25 protein-coding genes are annotated in these 24,242 nt (G+C 50.4%); all 25 read right to left on the bottom strand.

The annotated features are described in order from the left end of the window. A partial coding sequence (locus RAC89_RS23425; protein WP_306616001.1) for a translation initiation factor IF-2 N-terminal domain-containing protein occupies window positions 1–685 on the bottom strand: 685 nt, incomplete at its 3' end. Next, a complete protein-coding gene (locus RAC89_RS23420) occupies window positions 678–1,013 on the bottom strand; it encodes a YlxQ family RNA-binding protein (RefSeq protein WP_306616000.1) in 336 nt (111 codons plus the stop codon). The genes RAC89_RS23420 and RAC89_RS23425, both read right to left, overlap by 8 nt. Then, window positions 997–1,317, bottom strand: coding sequence for an RNase P modulator RnpM (rnpM, locus tag RAC89_RS23415; protein WP_306615999.1), 321 nt, complete (start codon window positions 1,315–1,317; stop codon window positions 997–999). Before rnpM ends, RAC89_RS23420 begins: the two co-directional genes overlap by 17 nt. A 39-nt stretch (window positions 1,318–1,356) precedes the next feature. Further along, entirely contained in the window at window positions 1,357–2,454 is a 1,098-nt protein-coding gene (nusA, locus tag RAC89_RS23410) for a transcription termination factor NusA (protein WP_306615998.1), read from the bottom strand. Window positions 2,455–2,512: 58 nt separating this feature from the next. Further along, window positions 2,513–2,971 carry a ribosome maturation factor RimP gene (rimP, locus tag RAC89_RS23405; RefSeq protein WP_306615997.1) on the bottom strand — a complete coding sequence of 153 codons (459 nt, stop codon included), beginning with the start codon at window positions 2,969–2,971 and terminating at the stop codon, window positions 2,513–2,515. Window positions 2,972–3,150: 179 nt separating this feature from the next. Next, entirely contained in the window at window positions 3,151–7,461 is a 4,311-nt protein-coding gene (locus RAC89_RS23400) for a PolC-type DNA polymerase III (RefSeq protein ID WP_306615996.1), read from the bottom strand. Between the two features lie 193 nt (window positions 7,462–7,654). Further along, complete coding sequence (gene proS, locus RAC89_RS23395) at window positions 7,655–9,103, bottom strand: proline--tRNA ligase (protein ID WP_284639103.1); 1,449 nt, start codon at window positions 9,101–9,103, stop codon at window positions 7,655–7,657. A gap of 35 nt (window positions 9,104–9,138) precedes the next feature. Beyond that, entirely contained in the window at window positions 9,139–10,398 is a 1,260-nt protein-coding gene (gene rseP / locus RAC89_RS23390; RefSeq protein WP_306615995.1) for an RIP metalloprotease RseP, read from the bottom strand. A gap of 166 nt (window positions 10,399–10,564) precedes the next feature. Beyond that, window positions 10,565–11,707 (bottom strand): 1-deoxy-D-xylulose-5-phosphate reductoisomerase, encoded by a 1,143-nt coding sequence (locus RAC89_RS23385; RefSeq protein ID WP_306615994.1) that lies wholly within the window; start codon window positions 11,705–11,707, stop codon window positions 10,565–10,567. Window positions 11,708–11,729: 22 nt separating this feature from the next. Further along, window positions 11,730–12,530 (bottom strand): phosphatidate cytidylyltransferase, encoded by an 801-nt coding sequence (locus tag RAC89_RS23380; RefSeq protein WP_306615993.1) that lies wholly within the window; start codon window positions 12,528–12,530, stop codon window positions 11,730–11,732. A 20-nt stretch (window positions 12,531–12,550) separates the two neighbouring features. After that, entirely contained in the window at window positions 12,551–13,318 is a 768-nt protein-coding gene (locus RAC89_RS23375) for an undecaprenyl pyrophosphate synthase (protein WP_306615992.1), read from the bottom strand. A gap of 59 nt (window positions 13,319–13,377) precedes the next feature. After that, window positions 13,378–13,932, bottom strand: a complete 555-nt coding sequence (gene frr / locus RAC89_RS23370) for a ribosome recycling factor (RefSeq protein WP_284639097.1) — start codon at window positions 13,930–13,932, stop codon at window positions 13,378–13,380. 3 nt (window positions 13,933–13,935) lie between these two features. Then, a complete protein-coding gene (gene pyrH, locus RAC89_RS23365) occupies window positions 13,936–14,661 on the bottom strand; it encodes a UMP kinase (RefSeq protein WP_284639096.1) in 726 nt (241 codons plus the stop codon). Between the two features lie 86 nt (window positions 14,662–14,747). Continuing rightward, the gene (gene tsf, locus RAC89_RS23360; RefSeq protein ID WP_306615991.1) at window positions 14,748–15,398 is read right to left on the bottom strand and encodes a translation elongation factor Ts; all 651 of its coding nucleotides are present in this window, start codon (window positions 15,396–15,398) and stop codon (window positions 14,748–14,750) included. A gap of 102 nt (window positions 15,399–15,500) precedes the next feature. Continuing rightward, complete coding sequence (rpsB, locus tag RAC89_RS23355) at window positions 15,501–16,199, bottom strand: 30S ribosomal protein S2 (protein WP_284639094.1); 699 nt, start codon at window positions 16,197–16,199, stop codon at window positions 15,501–15,503. 217 nt (window positions 16,200–16,416) lie between these two features. Beyond that, window positions 16,417–16,926, bottom strand: coding sequence for a hypothetical protein (locus RAC89_RS23350; RefSeq protein ID WP_306615990.1), 510 nt, complete (start codon window positions 16,924–16,926; stop codon window positions 16,417–16,419). Further along, a complete protein-coding gene (locus tag RAC89_RS23345; protein WP_306615989.1) occupies window positions 16,919–17,494 on the bottom strand; it encodes a DUF6115 domain-containing protein in 576 nt (191 codons plus the stop codon). Before RAC89_RS23345 ends, RAC89_RS23350 begins: the two co-directional genes overlap by 8 nt. 24 nt (window positions 17,495–17,518) lie before the next feature. Next, window positions 17,519–17,845, bottom strand: a complete 327-nt coding sequence (locus RAC89_RS23340) for a hypothetical protein (protein WP_306615988.1) — start codon at window positions 17,843–17,845, stop codon at window positions 17,519–17,521. Window positions 17,846–17,879: 34 nt separating this feature from the next. Beyond that, the gene (locus RAC89_RS23335; protein ID WP_306615987.1) at window positions 17,880–19,289 is read right to left on the bottom strand and encodes a flagellar assembly protein A; all 1,410 of its coding nucleotides are present in this window, start codon (window positions 19,287–19,289) and stop codon (window positions 17,880–17,882) included. A 28-nt stretch (window positions 19,290–19,317) separates the two neighbouring features. Further along, the gene (locus RAC89_RS23330) at window positions 19,318–20,100 is read right to left on the bottom strand and encodes a FliA/WhiG family RNA polymerase sigma factor (RefSeq protein WP_306615986.1); all 783 of its coding nucleotides are present in this window, start codon (window positions 20,098–20,100) and stop codon (window positions 19,318–19,320) included. An 18-nt stretch (window positions 20,101–20,118) separates the two neighbouring features. Then, window positions 20,119–20,538: a hypothetical protein gene (locus tag RAC89_RS23325; protein ID WP_306615985.1), complete on the bottom strand. Its 420-nt coding sequence runs from the start codon at window positions 20,536–20,538 to the stop codon at window positions 20,119–20,121. A 3-nt stretch (window positions 20,539–20,541) separates the two neighbouring features. Continuing rightward, the gene (locus tag RAC89_RS23320) at window positions 20,542–21,033 is read right to left on the bottom strand and encodes a chemotaxis protein CheD (RefSeq protein WP_306615984.1); all 492 of its coding nucleotides are present in this window, start codon (window positions 21,031–21,033) and stop codon (window positions 20,542–20,544) included. Next, window positions 21,030–21,617, bottom strand: a complete 588-nt coding sequence (locus tag RAC89_RS23315; protein ID WP_372516707.1) for a chemotaxis protein CheC — start codon at window positions 21,615–21,617, stop codon at window positions 21,030–21,032. Before RAC89_RS23315 ends, RAC89_RS23320 begins: the two co-directional genes overlap by 4 nt. Window positions 21,618–21,656: 39 nt before the next feature. Then, complete coding sequence (locus RAC89_RS23310; protein WP_284639081.1) at window positions 21,657–22,118, bottom strand: chemotaxis protein CheW; 462 nt, start codon at window positions 22,116–22,118, stop codon at window positions 21,657–21,659. 47 nt (window positions 22,119–22,165) lie between these two features. Continuing rightward, window positions 22,166–24,214: a chemotaxis protein CheA gene (locus RAC89_RS23305; protein WP_306615983.1), complete on the bottom strand. Its 2,049-nt coding sequence runs from the start codon at window positions 24,212–24,214 to the stop codon at window positions 22,166–22,168. Window positions 24,215–24,242: the final 28 nt, after the last annotated feature.

Genomic DNA, 24,242 nt, shown 5'->3' with positions numbered 1-24,242 from the left:
CGCCTTGGCCTCCTTGAGCTGCACCGCCGCGGTTGCCTTGATAGCCGCCGCCTTGGCCTCCTTGACCTTGACCGCCGCGGTTGCCTTGATAGCCGCCGCCCTGGCCTCCTTGACCTTGACCGCCGCGGTTGCCTTGATAGCCGCCGCCTTGGCCTCCTTGACCTTGACCGCCGCGGTTGCCTTGGTAGCCGCCGCCTTGGCGTTCACGGTTGCCCTGGTAGCCGCCGCCCTGGCCTCCTTGGCCTTGGCGATCGCGGTTGCCTTGGTAGCCGCCGCTTGGGCGCGATTCCGCACTGCCCGAGGCAGCTTGGCCCGATGGCGCCGCTGGGCTTTCGCCGGCTGGCTTATCCGCCGGCTTCGGTGTCACTGCCGTCACTTGCGGAGCTTGCTTCTGCTCCGGCTTCGGTTGTACTGCTACAGTCTGCTGCTTCTCCTGACGCGGAGCCTGCGACTTGTCGGCCGGTTTAACCGAGCCGCCGTCACGCTTCGCTGCTGCATTTGCTTTAACATCTTTAAAAAACTTCTCTACACTACTCACCGCATCGTTCTCCATTACGCTCATATGGTTGTTCACTGGTATTCCGATTCGTTTCAGAATCGTAATAATTTCCTTGCTGCTCATGTTCATCTGTTTAGCATATTCGTATACTCTTAGTTTATCTTTATTATTGTCCTGATTAGTCAATACTCTCCACCTCCGTACGTTTTCCCGATGGCTTCATCAACATCCGCGCAAATCCCGCATCGGTGACGGCGATCACGACCCGCGCTTCCTTTCCGATACTTGACCCGAGCTGCACCCTGCTGCCGTACTGATGAATAGGAACATGATAATAACTGCATTTATCGTTAACCTTCTTGAATGTGCCTTCCGAAGCGTCCTCCGAAATAATAACCAACTTGGCTTCTCCGGACCGTACGGAATCGATCACCATGCCCTCGCCCGCTACTATTTTGCCTGCCCGCATCGCCAGCCCGAGCTGAGAAAAAAATCTATCATTCGTCTGACTCATCTTCGTCCACCGCCGCTTTCCCGGCAATAAATTCGTCCTCTACCTTGATGAAATCCTGCTCCAGCGCATCGTAAATTTCCGGACTTACCGAAGCCTTCAAGGCACGATCAAACGCTCGTGATTTCTTGGCGAGCTTAAAGCAGGATACCTTGCCGCACAGGTAAGCGCCGCGTCCGGACTTCTTACCGGTCAAATCGATGAGCATCTCATCGGTAGGCGTCTTGACCACACGGATCAGCTCTTTCTTAGGCATCATCTGCTGGCAGGCGACACATTTGCGAAGAGGAATTTTGCGTTGCTTCATCTAACGATCACCCTCCCGTATGGCTATATGCGTACCCGATTAATCGATGCTGACCGAATCCTGATGCATTTCTTCCGTATACGTCTTCTCGCGGCCGAATTCTTGTTCCGCCTGCGTTTCACTCTTGATATCGATCTTCCAGCCCGTAAGCTTGGCTGCAAGGCGGGCATTTTGCCCTTTGATCCCGATGGCCAGCGACAGCTGATAATCCGGAACAATGACGCGCGCCATCTTCTCGGCTTCGAATACTTGTACCTCCAGCACCTTGGACGGGCTGAGCGCATTCGCCACATATTCCTCTACGTTATCGACCCAGCGAACGATGTCAATCTTCTCGCCCTTCAGTTCGTTTACAATCGTCTGTACGCGCATGCCCTTCGGACCTACGCAGGAGCCAACCGGATCGACCTCGGCATTACGGCTGTATACCGCGATCTTGGAACGGAAGCCGGCTTCGCGGGCAACGGAACGTATTTCCACGACGCCCTGGAAAATCTCCGGCACTTCCAGCTCGAAAAGACGTTTCAGCAAGCCGGGATGCGTACGCGACAGAATGATCTGCGGTCCCTTTGTCGTATTCTCAACCTTCGTAATATAGGCCTTCACACGGTCGCCGTGAACGAATTTATCCGTTGGCATCAGCTCGCTGAGCGGCATGGCCGCTTCGATTTTGCCGAGGTCGATGTACAGGTTCCGCTGATCCTGACGCTGTACGATCCCGTTCACGATATCCTCTTCCTTATCCACGTAAGCGTTGTAAATGAGACCACGCTCCGCCTCGCGAATCCGCTGAGTAACAACCTGTTTCGCCGTTTGTGCCGCGATACGTCCGAAGTCGCGCGGAGTCACCTCGATCTCCACGATGTCATTCAGCGTGTAGTTCGGGTTCATTTCCCGCGCGGCATGCAGCGAAATTTCCATACGCGGATCAAGCACCTCGTCCACGATGGTTTTTCTTGCGTAAACCTTGATCAAGCCCGTATGACGATTGATGTCCACACGAACGTTTTGCGCCGTATTAAAGTTGCGCTTATAGCTTGAGATCAAGGCAGCCTCGATAGCATCGATCAATACTTCCTTCGCAATGCCTCGATCCCGTTCGATTTCATTCAGTGCTTCGATAAAATCCATGTTCATTAGAATGGAGTTCCCCCTCTCATAAAATAAGAGCCGACAGCTCTCGAAATCCGATCCATTAGAATACGATAGCAAGTCTTGCTGAAGCTACCTTATTATAGGGCAGGATATGCTTTTTTTTGCCGATCTCAATAACAAGTGTCTCTTCGTCGAAGGAAGCGAGCTTTCCCTCGAATTCCTTCAGCCCGTCAATCGGTTCGTATGTTGTGACAAACACGTGCTCTCCCACCGCTTTGTGGTAATCCTGCACCTTTTTCAGAGGACGCTCCGCCCCCGGAGAGGAGACTTCGAGAAAATACGCCTGCTCAATCGGGTCCTTCTCATCCAGCCTCGCGCTCAGGTATTCACTAACGCGTCCGCAATCATCAATGTCGATGCCGCCTTCTTTATCGACATACACGCGAAGGAACCAGTTGCCGCCCTCCTTCACAAACTCGATGTCGACCAGCTCAAACTCGTTCTCCTCCAAAAAAGGGCGAACCAGCGCTTCCACAGTGGAATGAATGTCCTTACTCAATCGTTAACCTCCTATCGAAAACAGACCAGCTGTAACGCTTTTCTGCCGTATACAAAATGTAAAGAGTGGGTTTCCCCACTCTCCGAGTTCGAGTTATTACATTGTTACCTTTGAAGATTATACCATAAGTGCAGTTTTGATGCAACAAACCCTTAGGCAGCCGGGCGTGCCGTCAGCCTTTAAAATAAAGACAGCTGATTGCTTTCAGGAAGCCCGCGGAAGCAGCCCATCCCGTTCAGCAGCTCGACGATCGACTTTGACGCCTTGCTTCGCGATTGGAAATCCTCGATGGACAGATAAGGGCCGTCCTCCCTGGCAGCCGCGATCGCTTTCGCCGCATTCTCCCCGATGCCGCCGATCGCTGCAAAAGGAGGAATCAACGAGTCCCCTTCAATCAGGAACTTCGTTGCGTCCGATCTGTACAGATCGACCGGCTTGAAGGAGAAGCCCCGTGCCGTCATTTCCAGCGCCATCTCCAGAATGGATACCATCGCCTTCTCCTTCGGCGCTGCCTGGAAGCCTTTGTCCTCAATTTCAATCAAGCGCCGCAGAATGGCATCGTACCCTTGACACAGCAAATCCAGTTCAAAATCCGATGCACGAACGGAGAAGTAGGTCGCGTAATAGGCGATCGGATAATACAGCTTGAAGTAAGCGGTACGAACGGCGGAAATTACGTAAGCCGCTGCGTGCGCCTTCGGGAACATGTACTGGATCTTCTCGCAGGAATCAATGTACCATTTCGGCACATTGCAGCGCTTCATCTCTTCCTTCCATTCTTCCGTTAAGCCTTTTCCTTTCCGCACGCTCTCCGTAATTTTGAAGGCGAGCGCCGCGTCCATTCCTGCCTTATAAATTAAGAACAACATAATATCGTCGCGACACCCGATTACGGTCTTGATCGTACAAATCCCTTTACGAATGAGCTCTTGCGCATTATCGAGCCAAACTCCCGTTCCGTGGGACAAGCCGGAAATCTGCAGCAAGTCTGCAAATGTAGACGGCTTCGATTCCTCAAGCATCTGGCGCACGAACTTGGTCCCCATTTCGGGAACCCCATACGTTGCAACCGGCGAACGAATCTGTTCCGGCGATACGCCTAGCGCAGTCGTTGAGTTGAACATGCTCATGACCTTAGGGTCATTCATTGGAATGGTGGTCGGATCAACACCGGTTAAGTCCTGAAGCATCCGCATCATCGTCGGGTCATCGTGACCCAGAATATCCAGCTTGAGCAGGTTCGCATCGAAGGCGTGATAGTCAAAATGCGTCGTTTTCCACTCGGCGCTTGTATCGTCCGCAGGGAATTGCACCGGCGTGATATCATCTACATCGATGTAATCCGGAACGACGACGATCCCGCCGGGATGCTGTCCTGTACTTCGCTTGACTCCCGTACAGCCGGCAGCTAATCGGTTCAGCTCGGCGCCGCGCCACTTCTTGCCCTGATCCTCTTCATACTTCTTTACGAAGCCGTAGGCCGTCTTCTCCGCAACCGTACCGATCGTACCCGCTCGGAATACAGCCTTTTCACCGAACAGCACCTTGGTATAGTTGTGCGCATGCGGCTGATATTCTCCGGAGAAGTTCAAATCGATATCGGGAACCTTGTCCCCTTTAAAGCCGAGGAACGTTTCGAACGGAATGTCCTGCCCCTCTCCCTTCAGCTTCGCCCCGCACTTGGGACAATCCTTATCCGGCAGGTCAAAGCCGCTTGGAATCGATCCGTCGAGGAACCATTCACTGAACTGACAAGATCTGCACGTGTAGTGCGGGGGCAGCGGGTTGACCTCGGAAATACCAAGGAAGGTCGCAACAACGGAAGAGCCGACGGATCCACGGGAACCGACCAGGTAGCCGTCTTCGTTCGATTTTTTAACAAGCCGCTCCGAGATTAGGTAGTTGGCCGAGAAGCCGTATTTAATAATCGGAACAAGCTCCTTCTCCAAACGTGCCGTAACCACTTCCGGAATCGGTTCGCCGTAAAGCGCTTTGGCGGTTTCATAACACTTACTGCGGATTTCTTCCTCTGCCCCGTCAATGATAGGAGTGAAAAGCTTATCCGGGAAAAGCTGCAGCGACTCGAACTGATCCGCGAGCTCCGAGGTATTTTTTACGACGACCTCAAAGGCCGTGTCTTCGCCCAAATAACTGAATTCCTCCAGCATCTCCTTGGTTGTGCGGAAATGCACGTCCGGCTTGCGGATATCCTTCAGCGGACTGAAGCCGGTGATTCCATGAATCGTAATATCGCGGCAAATTTTATCTCTTGGACGCAAGTAATGGACATTCCCTGTAGCAATGACCGGCTTCCCAAGCTTACGTCCCATTTCTACCACTTTGCGATTGGCATTCTGCAGCTGCTCCGGGCCTGCAATAAAGCCTTTTTCGACCAAATGCATATTCACGGTGATGGGCTGAATCTCAAGCACGTCATAGAACTCGGCGACCTGCTCCGCTTCCTCAACAGACTTGTTCATGACCGTTTCGAAAAATTCACCCTTCTCGCAGCCCGAAGCAATAATGAGACCTTCCCGCAGCTCTTGGAGCTTGCTCTTCGGAATGCACGGCACACGATGAAAATATTCCGTATGTGAGAGAGACACCAACGTATAAAGGTTTTTCTTGCCGACCATATTCTTGGCGTAAATGCAGCAGTGAAACGGTCTTGTCGTAGCCAGGTTTTTCCCTACGTTATCGTTCAGTCGGTTCAGCGTCGTATAGCCATTCTCCGTCGCTTCCTTAATCAGGTGGTACATGACATGTCCGAGCGCAATGGAATCGTCGATCGCCCGGTGATGATTTTCCAGGCTCACCTTGAATTTATCTGCCAGTGTATTCAACCGATGATTCTTCATCGACGGAAATAGCATTCTGGCCATTTCCAGTGTATCGAGCACCGGGTTCGTGACTTCCGCAAGTCCGAGCTTTTTGCAGTTATGCTGGATAAAACCAATATCGAAGCGCGCATTATGTGCGACTAACACACAGTTTCCGACAAACTCAAGGAACTTAGGCAGCATCTCCTCGAGCTCCGGCGCATCCTTTACCATGTCATCGTTGATATTGGTCAGCTGCTGAATATTATATGGAATCCGCTCATGCGGATTAATGAAGGTTGCAAACCGGTCAATCTCTTTGCCGTCCTTCATTTTGACGCCGGCGATCTCGATGATCTTATTATTCGTTACGGAGAGGCCTGTCGTCTCGATATCGAACACGACATACTCGGCTTCGCGCAGATCGCGTTCCTCCGGGTTCATAACGACCAGAACGGAATCGTCGACAATGTTGGCCTCTAGGCCATAAATGATCTTAATGCCGTTTTTCTTCCCGGCCTTCTCCGCCTCCGGGTAACACTGGATGCCGCCGTGGTCCGTTATGGCGATGGCTTTATGTCCCCACTTAGCCGCTTGTTTGATATACTGATCCACGGATGTAATGCCGTCCATCGTACTCATCGTGGTATGCAAGTGGAACTCGACGCGTTTCTCGGCAGCATCGTCCTTCCGATCCGGAGGAGCAATCACTTCATTAATATCCGAAGGAATCATCACCAGCTCCGGAATCTGCATAAACCGGTCATACTCCACGCGGCCGCGTACCTTAATCCACTTACCGTCCTCGATTAAACTCAGTACCTTAACGTCTTCCTTCGTCTTAGCAAAAGCCTTACACATGATGGAATCGCTGAAATCCGTTATATTGAACGTAAACAAGGTGCTTCCGTTTCTCAGTTCTTTCATTTCGACACCGAAAACGGAGCCTTGCAGCGTTATTTTCTTTTCCTCGTCTTTCACATCCTGCAGCGGTACGGGCTGATCCTTAATGTCATAACCGACCATGAGCTTGATTTCGCCTTCCGGCGCTTCCGCATCCGCCTGGGCTTCGGCTTCCACCGACGTTATGATGTGCTGCGTTACTTCCGCTTCTTCCTTCTCAATCTGCTTGCGCATCTTCTCAAATTCTAATTCACGCTTGTCATTGACCGCGTACTTCACTTGAAACTCTACATCAAAATAAGTATGAAAATAAGTTCGTATGAAATCACCGACATTTTTCTTCTTAGCCAGCTCCAGGCCGATGGAATCAAGGAGCAATAAAGTAAGCTGTCGATCCTTGACTTCAATCTTTGCCTTGGTCATCCAGCCGTTAATGGAGGCGGCTTCCTGCTGCACCCATTCGATGAACATGCTCCAATATTCCTGCGCAATCTGCTCTGGAGTCACCTCTGGCGTATATTGCAGTACAAAGCGTATCGCAGCGATGTGGGAGAACTTGTCCCGGATCATGCGGCAAAAGGTACGATAAATGTCTTGCGGTACGATTTGACTTTTGACGATGAAAAAGGCCCATTCCCGGTTCTTTCGGCTTGTCTCCACCTTATCGATGTATCCGTCCGAAAAAAAGGATTGGATTACATCGGTCGGAACACCCGCCTGGTGCATCAGCATTTCGAAGCGGTCTCTTTTCAGAGCGGTACTGCTCACTGACTGGTCCCCCCTGTAAATGAAAAAATGCTCGTAATGTGGATAAGGGGTGTCCCTTCGGCCGCTCTTGAAATCAGATATTTTTGATTACACCGTATGGCGGATCATATCTGATTTCAAAGGCGGCACGTAAACTCTACGGAACTACCCCTTTATCCAAATTGGCATTTTGTCATCTACTCAAAATATAAAATTAATAAGCGCGTCCGAAAAGGACGGTGTGTTTGGCGTCGTCGCCGCATACAAGACACTTGGACTTCTTCGTCGGCGTCTCGAACGGTATGTTCCGGCTTGTTGCACCGGTTTCTTCCTTCACCTGCGCCTCGCAAGCGTTGGAACCGCACCAGCCGGCATACACGAAGCCGCGTTTCTGCTCGAGGAACGACTTCATTTCATCCAATGTATCCACCGTGGTGAGTGATTCATCACGGAATCTCTTAGCTCGATCATACATTTCCTGCTGAGTTTCCGTCAACAGTTTTTGTACTTCCTCGACAAAGTTCTCCTGCGGCACGATTCTCTTTTCACCTGTGATACGGGATACAAGAACAACCACTCCGTTATCCATGTCACGAGGACCGAGCTCTACGCGTACCGGTACGCCGCGCATTTCGTACTCGTTGAACTTCCAGCCCGGGCTCTGATCAGGACGGTCGTCCACCTTCACGCGCACTCCTGCTGCCTTCAGCTGAGCATACAGTTCATCTACCCGTCCAACCACTTGCTCACGGGTTTTCGGAGGGCCAATCGGAATCATGATGACTTGGGTCGGTGCTACTTTCGGAGGAAGCGCCAAGCCGCGGTCGTCCCCGTGTACCATAATCAACGCGCCGATCAGACGTGTGCTGACACCCCAGGATGTGGTGTGGCAGAACGTATGCTGATTTTCGCGATCCAAATATTTAATATCAAAGGCCACAGCGAAGTTCGTGCCCAGATAGTGGGAGGTCCCTGCCTGTACGGCCTTCCCGTCCTTCATCATTGCCTCGATCGAGTAGGTATCGACCGCGCCGGCAAACTTCTCCGAAGGCGTCTTCTGACCGACAATGACCGGAATTGCCAAGTAGTTTTCAGCAAAATCCCGGTAAATTTCCAGCATTTGCATCGTTTCCTTGCGCGCGTCGGCTTCGTCCTCATGAGCCGTGTGGCCTTCCTGCCACAGGAATTCGCTGGTGCGAAGGAACGGCTGAGTCCGCTTCTCCCAACGGACGACGTTCGCCCATTGGTTGATCAACAAAGGCAAATCGCGGTACGAATTAATCCATTCCGAATACATATGTCCGATCATGGTTTCGGAAGTAGGACGGATCGCGAGGCGCTCCTCCAGTTTCTCTCCTCCGGCTTCCGTTACCCAAGGGAGCTCCGGATTGAACCCCTCGACGTGCTCCTTCTCCTTTTGAAAGAAGCTCTCCGGGATAAAGATCGGGAAGTAAGCATTGCGATGTCCCGTTTCTTTAAAGCGGCGATCCAGCTCTCGCTGAATGTGCTCCCAGATTTCATAGCTGTCCGGCTTGAATACGATACATCCCCGAACCGGGGAATAGCTCATCAGGTCGGCCTTTTTAATAACATCGATATACCAGCGAGAGAAATCCTCGCTTTGCGGCGTAATCTCTTTTACAAACTGCTTTTCGTTCGACATGGTTTTCCCCCTACGACTACATCCAATGGATCGATTTATCCCTTAATCAAACGCAATATATCGTTATAAGTTACGGCGATCATCAGCAGCATCAGCATCGCAAAGCCAACGAAATGCACCATGCTCTCGCGATTCGGATCCACCGGCTTCCCGCGTACCGCTTCAAAGAGCAGGAACACCAGACGGCTACCGTCTAAGGCCGGGAAAGGAAGCAGATTGAAGATGCCTAAGTACAAGCTCATCAGCGCAGCCCAATTGATGTAATAAGGCAATCCCGCCTTCACTTGCTCGCTCGTAAACTCCACAATCCGCACTGGACCGCCAAGATCATCCATCTTGAACTGAAGCGTCACCAGCTTGCCGAAGCTGTCCAGAATCGATATGCTGGCTCCGCTTAGCGTCGACCAGCCGTTAGCAAAGCCCTCCGTTACCGTAGCAGGCCGCGTGAGCGCCATCAGCGTTACTCCTACCAGACCGCTGCCGTCTCCTTTATCCATAGGAGTTACCTCCTTGCGGAGGTGCTCCTGATTGCGCTCAATAATCCACACCATAGGTTGATTTACTGAGCCTCGTATCAGATTGGTCAGCTTATTGCGATCGGCACCGATCTGCTCTCCGTTGACGCTAAGAATGATATCTCCCTTCTGCAGCCCCGCTTTAACGGCAGCTGAGTTCTGGGAAACCTCCTGAACCTGCACTTTATCCGGCACACCGGCCAGAAAAACAACAGTTACAAATAAGATGAAAGCTAGGATGAAATTCATCAGCGGTCCCGCGAAGATGGCCATTGCACGCTGGCCGACCTTCTTACTGCCGAACTGACGGTTCCATGGAGCAATCTGCGTCTCACGATCCTTGCTTACCATCATCGCTTGCGGATGAATCGGATAACGCTGTACGTCACCGTCCAGGTCCAAACGAACGAAAAGATCGTGCTCCAGATCGATTTGCTCCACTAAACCGATGATCGTATCCGAACGCTTCTCGAACTCATTCAAGTAAATATGGGTCACCTTGTTGCCCTGCAGTGCGACGGCAATCCGTTGGCCCGGATTGATCTGTACAATCTCGGGATCTTCACCGGCCATCCGGACGAAGCCGCCGATCGGAAGCAAACGAAGCGTGTAGCGGGTTTCGCCTTTCTTAAAGGAGAGCAGCTTCGGTCCGAAGCCGATCGCGAACTCTCGAACGAGAATGCCTGCCCGCTTGGCAAAGTAATAGTGTCCCCATTCATGAATCGTCACGAGAACGAAAAACATCAGTACAATTTGGAAAACATTCTGAAAAGTAGCCAACCGGTTAGCAGCCTCCTTAAGCGATATATGGTCAGTCATGGAAAGGCATATACTTGTAATAAGATTAACATTATTGCCCGTAGGAATACAAGCTAAGCCATGCTATGAACATATTATCGTGCTGCTGAAAACATTCCGTCCGTGTAGACAGGGAAGGAGGAGAATTTTATAGGGTCGCACCGGCCGTCCTTCTAGCCCACGCGTCGATCTCCGTGATTTCCTCGAGCGTCGGTGCCACCACTCTTTGGTGCTTCGAGAGCACCGTTTCAATGATGTCCTCGATTTGCAGGAAAGAAATGTCTTCCTGCAGAAAGCGGGCTACGGCGATTTCATTAGCGGCATTAAATACCGTCGGCACCGAGCCGCCGGCCCTGCCGCTCTCGAAGGCCATCCGCATGCACGGATATCGCTCGAAATCCATATCCCGAAATTGCAGCTTGCCTACCTCGGCCAGCCTTAATCTCCCTGTAGGAGTGGGCATCCGATCCGGATAGGTCAAGGCATATTGAATCGGTACCCGCATATCGGGCAAGCCCAACTGCGCGATGATGCTATGGTCCACGAATTCAACGAACGAATGAATAATACTCTCCGGGTGGATCAGCACTTCAATCTGATCATAGGACAAGCCGAACAGCCAGTGCGCCTCCATCACCTCAAGGCCTTTATTCACCATCGTCGCCGAATCAATCGTTATTTTTGCACCCATCGACCAGTTCGGATGGTTCAGTGCTTCCTTAACGGTAACCCCTGCCAGCTCCTCCCGTTTCCGATCCCGAAACGATCCGCCTGAAGCCGTTAAAGTGATTTTATGAATCCGGTCACTCGATTCCCCATTCAAGCACTGAAAAATAGCGGAATGCTCGCTATCGATAGGCAGAAGCTCAACACCGTGCCGCTGGCAAGCCTCTGTAACCAGATGTCCTGCGGTAATCAGCGTTTCCTTGTTCGCAAGCCCGATCTGCTTCCCGGCTTCAATCGCCGCCAGCGTCGGTTTCAGGCCTTGGCTTCCCACCACGGCTGTAACCACGGTATCCGCATCGTTGCCGGCCGCCGTCTCCAACAGCCCCTCATCACCATAAAGCACCTTCACTCCCGAAGGAACCCGACCGATCAGTTGATCGGCTGCAGCTTGAGTAGCTACGGAAACCACAGACGGACGAAAACGCTTCACCTGCTCGGCAAGCAGTTCCACATTATGACCACCCGCGAGCGCAACAACTTCGAATTGCTCCGGATAATGAGAAATCACATCCAGCGTTTGCGTACCGATCGAGCCGGTGGAGCCCAGGATACTGATTTTTTTCACAAGCTTCACCCTCTAGTCTAATCTACAGCTGCGGCAGGAGCGATAACAGATGAACGAAAGGAAAGACGATAATCCAGCTGTCCGTTCGATCCAGAACGCCCCCATGCCCTGGCAGCAGCGTGCCTGTATCCTTGATTCCTTTCACTCTCTTGTAAGCGGATTGCATCAAATCCCCAAGCTGGCCTACAATCGCTATGACAGCTCCCATCAATACAGCATGACCTATGGATAACAGCTCCGGTCGTACGAGAGCGAAGACGATCGCTACGACAACGGCAATGGCGACGCCTCCTAGCGAGCCCTCCACAGATTTTTTCGGACTGATGGTCGGCCATAGCGGTGTTCGTCCAAGCCAAGTACCGGTAAAATAGGCACCGGAATCGCTTGCCCAGATGCACAAGAAGATCAGCAGTGTCCAGAACAGCCCGCTGCCCTCCATCAGCCTCGTTTCGATCATATAATGAAAGCCGATGCCCACATAGACCATGCCAAGGAACATCATGGCAATGTGATCAATGGTAATTTTGTTCTTGGAAAGTACTGTGATTGCCAGCAGCAGGAACATCAGCAGCCACAGGACATGCTCCGTACGAAGCCAAGAGGATGGCATCGTATTTTGCCATGGTAACGTTAATAAAATGACACCGGCATAGCCAAGATACGTAACGGCTTTATTCTTCTTTAAATCATTCATGCGTAAAAACTCATCGTAGCCGATCACGGATAAAATCAAGATAAGACCGGCAAACGGATAGCTCCCGGCATAAAGCAACAGGAAAAAGCCAATACCGGCAATCAATCCGGTAATGATGCGCTGCTTCAAATCGATTCCTCCATCATAGGCTACAGACCGCCATATCTTCTGGCGCGGCGCTGGTATTCTCGAATCGCTTCATAAAAATGCTGTTCAGTAAACTCCGGCCAGCTCAGGTCAGTAAACCACAACTCGGAATAGGCAAGCTGCCATAGCATGAAATTACTGATGCGAAGCTCGCCGCTGGTACGAATCAACAAATCCGGATCCGGAAGCGGGTGCGTCAGTAAATATTCGGAGAATAAAGCTTCCGAAATCTCATCAATCTTCACTTTATTTTGCTTCACATCTTCAGCTATCCGCTTGACTCCTGCGAGCATTTCTTTTCTGCTGCCGTAGTTTAGAGCAAAATTCAGAATAAGACCCGTGTTGTTTTTGGTTTGGTCGATGGCATCCTGCACAGCCTTTAATGTGTAGTCAGGGAGCCCCTCCTGCCAGCCTGTCATGCGAATTTGAACGTTATTGGCAATGAGTTCCTCGATTTCCTTCGGAAAAAATTCCATCGGAAGCTTCATCAAGTAGTCTACTTCCTCTTTCGGCCGTTTCCAGTTCTCCGTCGAGAAAGCATATAGAGTCAACACTCGAACACCGATTTCACTGGCGGCCATGGTCACTCTCTTCACATTCTTCATCCCGGAGTGATGTCCGGCCACTCTGGGCAAGCCGCGCTTTTGCGCCCAACGTCCGTTACCATCCATAATGACGGCTACATGGTTCGGAATGTTGTCGGTATCCAGCTGGCTCTGAATGCTCTCGCCCTCCGGCTTTGCTCCAAACCATTTCTTAAAAGGCTTCATTTCTTGGTCCCCCATTAGGAAAGACTAAAAGCCCCCTCGTTTAAGGGGGTCTTTACCGGTTATACTTCCATTATTTCCTTTTCTTTTGCCGCAAGCACCTTATCCACTTCTCCGATGAACTTGTCCGTGAACTTTTGGATATCCTCCTGGTGGCGACGGGATTCGTCTTCGGAGATTCCCGTTTTTTCGAGCTTTTTGATATCATCGTTGGCGTCACGGCGAATGTTGCGAATAGCTACCTTTGCTTCTTCGCCGAATTTCTTCGTCATCTTCACCAGCTCCGCTCGGCGCTCTTCCGTCAATGCCGGAATCACAATTCGAATCGAGCTGCCGTCGTTCGAAGGCGTGAGGCCAAGATCCGATTTCATGATCGCTTTCTCAATGGCTGCTACAGAGCCCTTATCCCATGGCTGAATCATGAGCGTCCGGGAATCCGGCGTGTTGATGTTCGCCAGCTGATTGACCGGCGTCATCGCTCCATAGTACTCCACTTGCACGCGATCCAGCAGCGCCGGTGTCGCACGTCCTGCTCTAAGTGAAGCAAGCTCCTTTTTCAAAGAACCAATCGCTTTGTCCATACGTTCTTCTGCATTTTTTTTGATGGATTGAGGCATCGATTATACACTCCCTTTCACAATCGTACCGATCTTTTCACCCAATACGACACGTTTGATATTACCGCTCTCCGTAATGGAGAACACAATCAGCGGGATGTTATTGTCCATACAAAGCGAAGAAGCGGTCGAATCCATAACACCAAGGTTGTTATTTAATACTTCCATATAAGTCAAGGTTTCGTATTTCTGCGCTGACGCATCCTTGAACGGGTCAGCCGTATATACGCCATCCACTTTATTCTTAGCCATCAGGATCACTTCCGCTTCTATCTCCGCCGCACGAAGCGCTGCTGTCGTGTCTGTGGAGAAGTACGGATTCCCTGTACCTGCCGCAAAAATGACGACACGGCCCTTTTCCAAGTGGCGAATCGCTCTGCGGCGAATGTAAGGCTCAGCCACCTGCTGCATTGTGATCGAGGATTGAACGCGCGTAGGGACTCCGATGGTTTCGAGCGCATCTTGAAGCGCCAGGGAATTCATCACGGTCGCCAGCATGCCCATGTAGTCTGCGGTTGCCCGGTCGATTCCCTTCGCGCTGCCTGCGATTCCTCTCCAGATGTTGCCTCCGCCGACAACGATCGCAACCTCAACTTGCAGGTCGACAACCTCTTTTACCTGTTGGGCGATCGAATTAATCATACCTGAATCGATGCCGTAGCCTTGCTGACCTGCCAGCGCTTCACCGCTCAACTTCAATATGACGCGTTTATAGGTAGGACTTGTCACGCTAACCCCTCCGTTCTAAAACCATAACTGCTTATGCTTACAAAAGAAGGAACACATAGTGTTCCTCTTCTGTCATTATCTATGATTTACAGCTTCACTTGAGACATAACTTCTTCTGCAAAGTTTTCTTGTTTCTTCTCAAGGCCTTCTCCAAGCTCGAAACGAACGAAACGACGGATGGACAAGTTTTCGCCGATCGTAGCGATTTTTTCCTTAAGAACTTCCTCAACGGATTTGTCCGGATCCTTAATGAACGGCTGCTCCAGCAAGCAATACTCTTCGTAGTACTTCGCCAGACGGCCTTCAACGATCTTCTCAACGATTTTCTCAGGCTTGCCTTCGTTCAGAGCTTGATTCGTCAAGATTTCGCGCTCTTTATCCAGAGCCTCTTGAGGAACTTCGTCACGACGAAGATATTTCGGATTCGATGCAGCGATGTGAAGAGCTACGTCGCGAACAAATGTACGGAACTGCTCGTTCTTTGCAACGAAGTCGGTTTCGCTGTTTACTTCTACCAGAACGCCGATTTTACCGCCGGCATGAATATAGGATTCGATCATGCCTTCCGTAGCGATACGGTCGGACTTTTTCGCTGCCGCGGCAAGACCTTTTTCACGAAGGATTTCGGAAGCTTTCGTCAAATCGCCGTTTGCTTCTTCCAATGCCTTTTTGCAATCGAGCATACCTGCTCCGGTTTTTTCACGCAATTCTTTTACTGCTGCTGCACTTACTGCCATCTGATGGGCCTCCTAAATTCTCAATTTTATGTACTTTAAAAAAAGGGCGGTGAAAGGCTGCAAGCACCTTTAAACCACCCTTTTTATTCATTCGTCGCTAGATTAAGCCGTTGTTTGCTCGCCTTGGTGAGCTTCTACTACTGCATCGGCAATTTTGGCTGTCAGCAGCTTCACGGCACGGATTGCATCGTCGTTACCAGGGATAACGTAGTCGATTTCGTCCGGATCGCAGTTTGTATCAACGATACCTACGATTGGGATACCGAGCTTACGAGCTTCCGCAACTGCGATACGCTCTTTACGAGGGTCGATTACGAACAATGCGCTAGGCAGACCCTTCATATTCTTAATGCCGCCCAAGAATTTCTCGAGGCGATCCTTTTCTTTACGGAGGATGATAACTTCTTTCTTAGGAAGCAGTTCGAACGTGCCGTCCTCTTCCCACTTCTCAAGAGTTTTCAAGCGATCGATCCGCTTTTGGATCGTTTGGAAGTTGGTCAATGTACCGCCGAGCCAACGCTGGTTGATGAAGTACATTCCGCAACGCTCAGCTTCTTCCTTAACGGAATCTTGAGCTTGCTTTTTCGTACCTACGAACAAAATCGTACCGTTCTCTTCTGCAACAGAACGAACGAAGTTGTAAGCTTCCTCAACTTTCTTAACCGTCTTTTGCAGGTCAATAATGTAAATACCGTTTCTTTCAGTGAAGATGTATCTATCCATTTTCGGGTTCCAGCGACGAGTCTGATGACCGAAGTGTACCCCAGCCTCGAGCAGCTGTTTCATGGAGATAACTGCCATCCTCACACACCTCCTCTAAATTGGTTTTTGTAGTATTGCTCCGCCGCAAGTCGCATCTCCAAGCAAAACTTCTCCTAATGAAGAAGCACCCTCGCCAGGATTGACATGCGTGTGTTTTCAACACCGTCAATTACTATACCACAACTGAATTTCGTATGCAACACCTTGTCCGTTTAGAACGGGGAAGTGAAAAATCGGCCCCCATGTCGGGAGCCGATTACGGCGTTGTAATGTTTGAAATTACTTGCGTCTGGTCCATTGGGGCAGGCCCTTTAAAGGCATGTACACCGGAAACGATCCGGCCAGTAAGCTGCTGCGAAATCATCTGATCCTCGAACGATTTGCGGTCCGTTATGACCCCGCTTTGATACAGAGACTCGGCCACTTGAGATGCACTCATCCCTTTGGAGATATACACGTAGGTTTCGCGGACAGGAGTGGCTGCTTGAGCCGGCTGTTTCGCCTTTTCTTCATTGACCTTTTGCTGAATAAGATTATCGGCTTCCGCCTGCGTATATACCTTCTGATCCTTCTCGAACACTTGAAAGTGTTTCGAAGCCGCGCTCTTAAGCTGCTCTTTATCCAGCTGTTGAACGGCGGTAGGAGCAGTCTCCGGTGCAGGGGCACCCTCCCTGCCGGTAGAGGCAGCATTCATCAACTGAAGAAGCGCGGCACCGATGATCAAACCGAAGCCTAGGCCATACATCAGGGACCGATTCTTAAGCATTGACCCTCTCCTCCTGCTTCGCCAGTTGTATGATTAAGCTCACTTCTCCTTTATTCATACCGAGCTTTTTCGCGATCATCTCTATCGACTTTCCTTGGTCGTACAGCTCGAATAAAGTTCCGTAGCGCTGCTTAATGCTCTCCGTAGCAGGCTCGGGCGTTACAGGGGTTTGTTCAACCGCTGTAGGCACGTCAATAAGAGCAGCTTCAGTATTGGAGGTCAAAATGGCGCCCTTCTCCACTGCTGCTGTAAGCTTAGGCTGCTGCTCCAGGGCATACGACAGCCTGAGCAGCTCCTGCTGCTGATGTTGATTATGTTTCTCAAGCGCTTCTATCCTTGCAGTCAGTTTAGCCGTTTGAACAGCGTGCTCCTTCTTAGTTTCTGCAAACATGCCGATTAGAGCTTGATTCTGCTCTTCAAGCTCCGCGGCAAAATGCTCCATGGTTTCCTCCAGCTCCTTCATATTGACCCCCGGAGAGCCTTTATCGCTTTTGGAGGACGGCTGCATTCTTGCATACACAATGAGCACCAGACCGACTAGAACAATCAAAACCCACGGTTGATCCATGTACCCACCTTTTCCACAGCATATTTACAATGACAAATCAATGTGATGACCCTTAAAGGGATGATCCTTAGCACGAGCCTGGCTTGGCTGCCCAGCGGAGCCGGGCTCCTGCCTTTTCCGCTTTCGTTCCTTCGGGTGTCCGCCGGATTGCTTAGACTCATCCCGTATGAAAGCGTGTGCGGTTTCTTCCGTTTTCGAGCTGATCTGGCGGTCGTTCTCCGTTTTTCGTTCCGAAGCCTCCAGCAGGACGGCCTGGTCTTGGATCGGCTTATGCTGAAGCTGATGCTGCTTGAGACCGACCTCATCGTTCTTATGCAGCGCAAACTGCATCTCGACCGGCTTCATGTTCATCTGAACACTCACCTCTCGCAATAATCTGAATGGATTATACTAGCGGAAGCATCGCAATATCTCCGTCGGAAAGCTGAAATTTCATGCGTGAGGTAGGATCCTTAATAAATTTGGTATAACGTCCGATGACGAGCTTAGTACCGCCATAGACAACGGATAATACCTCAACCTTCGCGTTTTCGGAATCCTCCAGCGATTTCTCTATCTCCAGCATTCGTTCCTTCGAAGTAAGCAAATCCTCCATCGCCTGCTTCTTGGTGTGGTTCAGCTTAATCCTCATGCCTACCTTATCCGGTCCCAGCTGTCCTGCTGCGGCCAATTGGTCCAGCAGGGTCAATGCCTTTTCCGTTTTATCCAGGCTCTCATTCACCGCTTTCACATGGGCACGAAGCTGAAGCAGCTCGTTGCGCAGCTCTGGCAATACGCCTACTTCGATCACGGTGATCGTGGACATCGTATTCCCGATCGTTCTCCCCTGTACAAACTCGCCCGCTTGTATCGTTCCCCCTACAATAAGACCTTTCGTCCCTTTGCAAATCACTTGTTTTCCGGCACGAATCGTTGAGTGCATAATGCTCTGGGAAACGAGCACTTCTTCCCCTGCTTCTACGGTGGCATCCTGGATAAAAGAGCTTTTGACCCGCTTACCGGCACGAATGACAGATTTGTTATGCCCCAGAATGCCTGCCGTAATCTCTATCGAGCCTCCCGCCTCCAAATCAGCTCCGTCAATGCTGCCGGTAATCCGAATATCTCCAGATGCTTTCACTCGGAATCCGGTAAGCACGCTGCCGCGAATGACGACCGTCCCGACAAAATCAATATTCCCGATATTATAATCGACATCCCCGTTCACTTCGAAAATCGGGAAGACATTGATCTTATCGCGCTCTGTTTTGGTGACCATGCCGTCAATGGCGGCATATAACGAAATTTGCTCCACATCGATAACGACATTTTTGCCAAGCTTGAAACGTGCTTCCTTGCCATCCTTGGCAAACAACGTTTCCCCGGTAACCGCCTTGCCCGCAACTCCTTGCGTTGCAAGGACTCGTTGTCCGATAAGCTGACCTTTGCGAACATTGTGAATCGTCGTAACCTCTTTATAATCTACCGTGCCGTCCTCAAGCTCTGTCGGGCGCTTGGTCTGATCGTCGAGATCATACAAATATTTCACATAACCATCCTGCCCGTTCTTTGGCTCATCTCCGGAAGCAATTAATGTCTTGGTCAAAAAGTAAGCCTTCGGATCCTTGGCTATGGCCTCAAGCTTGACGTAATCTACACCATGAACGAGATGATGGCTTTTGATAAACTCATCCAGTTGTTCTTTGGATATCCTAAAGTTGTCATCGACATTCGTAAACTGCAGGTATGCGCTCAGCTTGTCTTCAGAGAGAACGATATCCATATAATATGTTAACGGCATCGTATGTTCACTCATATGCTACCCCCTATCCGCTTTAGGTCAGCTACTCTTGGAATAATTGCGTTTTGTACCGGCTTAATACACCTCTTAATCGTAGAATCGCCTTGGAATGCAATTGTGAGATTCGGGAAGGAGAGAGGTTCATGACCTCAGCGATTTCACTGAGCGATAGCTCCTCGTAATAAAATAAGGAAACGACGGTTCTTTCCTTTTCCGTAAGACGTTCAATGGCTTTGGCGAGCGTTTCCTTTAAGTAAACCTCATTGACTTTATCTTCAGGATTCTTTGCTCTTTCATCTATTAATAACGAGAGTCGAGTCTCCGAATCTTCTTCGCGAATAGGATCATCAATAGAACAAACGGTAGTGATGGCGATGTCTTGCACCATCTGCTGAAATTCAGTTTCTGAAATATTAAGGTAAGAGCTCACTTCCGCGTCTGTGACAGTGCGTAAATACTGTTGTTCAAGCTTCTGATAGGCTTCTTCCACTTTTTTGGCTTTCTCGCGAACAGAGCGGGGGACCCAATCACCCTGGCGCAGGCCGTCGATAATGGCTCCGCGAATGCGCCAGGATGCATAGGTCTCAAACTGCAAACCGCGTTCATAATCGAATTTTTCAATGGCGTCAATCAGTCCCATGATTCCGAAGCTGGATAAATCGTCCTTAGACACGTTCTTGGGTAGACCTATGGAAAGACGGCCGGAGACGTAATCAACAAGCGGTAAATAACTCTCAATCAAGGCCTGCTTCGCTTCAAGTATGCCTTCTTCTCTCCATCGTTTCCACATTTCGATGTTAGCTAAATGCGATTTCTGCCCCATCATGATCCCTCATCACCACCCTTACTCTTCTGACATGCGACGCAGAGCCTGCGCCAACTCTTCAGGTTCCATATTGGTCTTCGTAGATAGCTTGGGAGGATTCAAAGGTGTAAATACACTTTCCTCCTGGTCTTTTGGGGAGGCTTGGTCCCGCAGCATCTGATGCAGCACCTCGTCTTCGTCCGGTGGCGTCACCGCATCGAAAGCCTTACCCTTATGCTGCTCATCCGGCTGCTCCTCGGCCCCTGCAGGGGGATGGCTCATTCCGGCAACCGTACCAAGCACGTAACGGCACAAAAATACAATCAGAAATACGATGATGAAGCTGTATACGCTGCGCAGCAAAGTGGTCGTCCAAACATTGCTGGTCATGGAAAGCAATAAGGTGAGAAAGAAAGCGACGGCACCGACGATAAAGTTAATCCGAATTGATCCAATCATGGCTTACAGTTCCTTGACTCCCTGCTGCACGCTGCGAATGACAAGGATGCCGGTTTCACAATCGAATTCAATAGTTCTACCATAATTACCACCCGTATCTTCCGCTAAGATAGGAATCTTGTAGCTTAAAAGCAATTCTTTACAGGACTCCACATTCCTCGGCCCAATGCGCATCGTATCCGAACTCCCGAAGGCGAACATTTGTGCTCCGCCCGCCATTTTCGCCTGCATTCTGCTCACTTGTGCACCGAGAGCTTGCATCCGCTTGATCATTTCCGGTATCGCCGTATCCGCATATTTCGCGATATTCAGCTTGCCTTCCTTCGCAATTTCCGAGCTTGGCAGCATAACATGGGCCATCCCGGCAATTTTTGTCCTTGCATCATATAGTGTAAGACCGACACAAGAACCCAAACCTGTTGTTTTCAGCACCCCGGTCAAATGCGTCACATTCAGGTCCGCCATCCCTACCTTGATGAGATTGTCTTGTATCATGGAGTTTGCACTCCCAGAGCGACGAAAATCTTATCGAACGATTCCGGGTCGGGAATGAGGAAAAAGTGACCCTCGACCTGATCAAGTCCATCTAAAAACTTCGTGTCTATCAACAAGGCCTGATCTCCCATTTGACCGAATTGGAGGAGACCGTAGCTTAAGATCGCGCCGGCCATATCGATGGCTAAGGCCGGTACGGTCGGTGACATGTTCAGATTCGTGAAATCCGCAAGCGACGTAAGATAGGAGCCCGCTAAAATATTTCCGATCTCGCTTAACGCGGACAGCTCCATCTCCGTATATTCTTCGTCATGGACCACTTCAATTCCTACTAAGTTCCGCAGCAGTTTTTTGGAAGATTCCAGTGTAAGGATAAAAAACAGATTTCCCGGAGTTTCCCCTTCCACCCGCAGGAAGATAGCGATTACGACTTGCTCCGCACCGCCAACGCTATCTGCAATTTCCTCGAAGGGAACCATGCGCACTTTAGGAACCTGCATATCGACAGGCTTGTCAAGCAGCTTGGATAAGGCCGTTGCTGCATGACCGGCACCGATGTTGCCGACTTCCTTCAGCACATCCATTTGAAATTCGGCAAATTGGTTAAAGGCTTCCACGGCAGATTACTCCTCGATCGCTTCTAATTGGACGATTTCGCTCTTGTTCAACACTTCGGACAAATTCAGAAGAATGAGTAATCGATTGTCGCCTACCTTGGCGATGCCTTGCAGGTATTTGGCTTTGATGCCGCCGACAATTTCCGGCGGATCGTCAATATGGTCGGAGTCTACATCAATAACGTCATTAGCCGAATCTACGATTAAGCCCACCTCAATGTCACCGACGGAAACGATAATGATCCGTGTGTTATCTGTGTATTCGCCTTCCGGGAAGCCGAAGCGTCCGCGAAGATCAATGACGGGAGTGACCACACCCCGCAGATTGATAACGCCTTTGACGAAATCAGGTGTCTTCGGGACACGCGTCATCGGCTGCATACGCTCAATGGTTTTAACCTTTTCCACCTCTACGCCGTATTCCTCATGTGCTAAAGCAAAAACTATGACTTTGATTTCCTGTCCCATGCTCGTGACCTCCTTAAGGTATCGTTCTTCAGAGAACGTCGGCTTTATCACTTAATTAAGGCGTTCGTATCGATGATTAATGCCACTTGCCCGTCCCCGAGAATCGTTGCCCCGGAAACGGCAAACAAGTTGGTCAAATACTTGCCGAGCGATTTGAGGACGATTTCCTGTTGACCGATGAACTCGTCTACAATGAGCGCTGCCATCTTCTCGCCCTTTCGGATAACGACGATTTGCGTCTCGTCGGACAATTCCTCCATCGCTCCCGGCACTTCGAACAACTGTGCAAGCGGCACTAAGGGGATCACGCTCTTACGGTAGTCAATCATGCGAATGCCGTGAACGTAACGGATTTGCTCCTTCTTGATCGCTGCCGTTTCCACAATCGAGGATAATGGAATCGCATACTTCTCTCCTCCGACTCGAATCAGCATGGCCGCGATAATAGACAACGTCAGCGGTAGCTGAACGGAGAATTTACTGCCGAAACCGAGTTTGGACGATACATGAATGGCTCCGCCCAAGCTCTCAATCTTCGTCTTCACGACATCGAGTCCTACGCCGCGGCCGGAAATATCCGAAATTTTATCAGCGGTACTAAAACCCGAAGCAAAGAGCAGCATATACACTTCCTCGTCTGTCATCCGCGCTGCTTGCTCTTGTGTGACAACACCTTTCTTAATGGCACCGGCCAGCACCTTGTCGCGGTTGACGCCGCGGCCGTCTTCCTCTACTTCGATGAATACGTGGTTGCCGCTGTGATACGCTCTCAGGTAGATTGTTCCTACCTCCGGCTTTCCTGCACTAATCCGATCGGCCGTCGGCTCAAGTCCATGGTCAACGGCATTACGCAGAAGATGTACGAGAGGATCTCCGATTTCATCGACGACCGTGCGGTCCAATTCGGTGTCGGCACCTGTAATCACCAAATCCACTTTCTTGTCCAGTGATTTGGCTACATCTCGAATCATCCTTGGGAATCGGTTGAATACGGTGTCGACTGGAACCATGCGTAGCTTCAATACAAGATTCTGAAGATCGCTGCTCACTCGCGCCATGTGCTCAACCGTTTCGGTCAGATCATTTTTCTTGATTTCACTTGCCAATTGCTCTAGTCGAACCCGGTCGATCAACAGCTCGCTGAACAGGTTCATCAAAGTGTCCAAGCGCTCGATATCGACGCGAATGGTCCGATTGGCTACCGGAGCATTCCCTTGCGCCGGCGGCTTCTTGGACGGCTCAGCCTTCTGGTCAGCCGATGCTCCTGCGACAGGAGCAGTCGTTGCCGCTGCAGCCGGTTCAGGTGCAGGAGGATTCATCAGCTCTTCCAGCTTAGCCTGATCGAGCACTATGACATCTACCTTCTCGATCTCCGATACACTGCTTAACTGCTTGTGGAGATCTTCCTGACCGATTTGCGAAATGTAAAATACGGAGAAGGAGCGGTCAAAACGTTCCTGCTCAATATCTTCTACGGAAGGATTGGATTTGATGACTTCTCCGTTCTGCTCAAGCACGTTAAATACCATATAAGCACGTGCCGCCTTCAGAACGCAATCCTCACGCACAGCTACCTTAATTTGAAATACGGGAATTCCGGCTTCAATCGATTGCTGAATGATCGAATGCTGGAATTCATCAAGCTCAGCGGCTGCCGACGCAGCAGGATTCGAAGCGGCTGGTGCTGCAGCGGGTGCCCCGCCCCCTTTTAAGTAGTCGCCGGTTACGATCGACTTCAGAGCGGCGACGATACCCGTCACGTCCGCTTTTCCTGTGCCGCCTTGGATAATATCCTCCACCATGGTTTCCAAGGAATCCAGGCTCTTGAAGATGCAATCGAAAATAAATGCATCCATTTTCAGCTTCAGGTTTCGGACCAAATCCAATACGTTTTCCATCTCATGCGTTAAGGAGGCAATGTCCTCAAAGCCCATCGTGGCGGACATCCCCTTCAACGTATGAGCAGAACGGAATATATTGTGTACGATGCTGACATCTTCGGGATTTGTTTCCAAGCTGAGTAAGTTATCGTTTATCGCCTGCAGATGCTCTCTTGATTCATCAATAAACATCGAGAGATACTGATTCATTTCCATAACCACACCTCCATCAATTTACGTCCGT

This window comes from Paenibacillus sp. GD4 (genome assembly GCF_030846225.1).
GTDB classification, from domain to species: domain Bacteria; phylum Bacillota; class Bacilli; order Paenibacillales; family NBRC-103111; genus Paenibacillus_G; species Paenibacillus_G silviterrae.
This window is presented reverse-complemented; position numbering and strand designations above follow the sequence as displayed.

Coding starts and splice junctions, on each gene's coding strand:
- RAC89_RS23420 (WP_306616000.1), bottom strand. CDS start 1,013: ATGAGTCAGACGAATGATAGATTTTTTTCTCAGCTCGGGCTGGCGATG.
- rnpM (WP_306615999.1), bottom strand. CDS start 1,317: ATGAAGCAACGCAAAATTCCTCTTCGCAAATGTGTCGCCTGCCAGCAG.
- nusA (WP_306615998.1), bottom strand. CDS start 2,454: ATGAACATGGATTTTATCGAAGCACTGAATGAAATCGAACGGGATCGA.
- proS (WP_284639103.1), bottom strand. CDS start 9,103: ATGTCGAACGAAAAGCAGTTTGTAAAAGAGATTACGCCGCAAAGCGAG.
- RAC89_RS23375 (WP_306615992.1), bottom strand. CDS start 13,318: ATGAAGCCTTTTAAGAAATGGTTTGGAGCAAAGCCGGAGGGCGAGAGC.
- frr (WP_284639097.1), bottom strand. CDS start 13,932: ATGCCTCAATCCATCAAAAAAAATGCAGAAGAACGTATGGACAAAGCG.
- tsf (WP_306615991.1), bottom strand. CDS start 15,398: ATGGCAGTAAGTGCAGCAGCAGTAAAAGAATTGCGTGAAAAAACCGGA.
- rpsB (WP_284639094.1), bottom strand. CDS start 16,199: ATGGCAGTTATCTCCATGAAACAGCTGCTCGAGGCTGGGGTACACTTC.
- RAC89_RS23350 (WP_306615990.1), bottom strand. CDS start 16,926: ATGCTTAAGAATCGGTCCCTGATGTATGGCCTAGGCTTCGGTTTGATC.
- RAC89_RS23345 (WP_306615989.1), bottom strand. CDS start 17,494: ATGGATCAACCGTGGGTTTTGATTGTTCTAGTCGGTCTGGTGCTCATT.
- RAC89_RS23340 (WP_306615988.1), bottom strand. CDS start 17,845: ATGAACATGAAGCCGGTCGAGATGCAGTTTGCGCTGCATAAGAACGAT.
- RAC89_RS23335 (WP_306615987.1), bottom strand. CDS start 19,289: ATGAGTGAACATACGATGCCGTTAACATATTATATGGATATCGTTCTC.
- RAC89_RS23330 (WP_306615986.1), bottom strand. CDS start 20,100: ATGATGGGGCAGAAATCGCATTTAGCTAACATCGAAATGTGGAAACGA.
- RAC89_RS23325 (WP_306615985.1), bottom strand. CDS start 20,538: ATGATTGGATCAATTCGGATTAACTTTATCGTCGGTGCCGTCGCTTTC.
- RAC89_RS23320 (WP_306615984.1), bottom strand. CDS start 21,033: ATGATACAAGACAATCTCATCAAGGTAGGGATGGCGGACCTGAATGTG.
- RAC89_RS23315 (WP_372516707.1), bottom strand. CDS start 21,617: ATGGATGTGCTGAAGGAAGTCGGCAACATCGGTGCCGGTCATGCAGCA.
- RAC89_RS23310 (WP_284639081.1), bottom strand. CDS start 22,118: ATGGGACAGGAAATCAAAGTCATAGTTTTTGCTTTAGCACATGAGGAA.
- RAC89_RS23305 (WP_306615983.1), bottom strand. CDS start 24,214: ATGGAAATGAATCAGTATCTCTCGATGTTTATTGATGAATCAAGAGAG.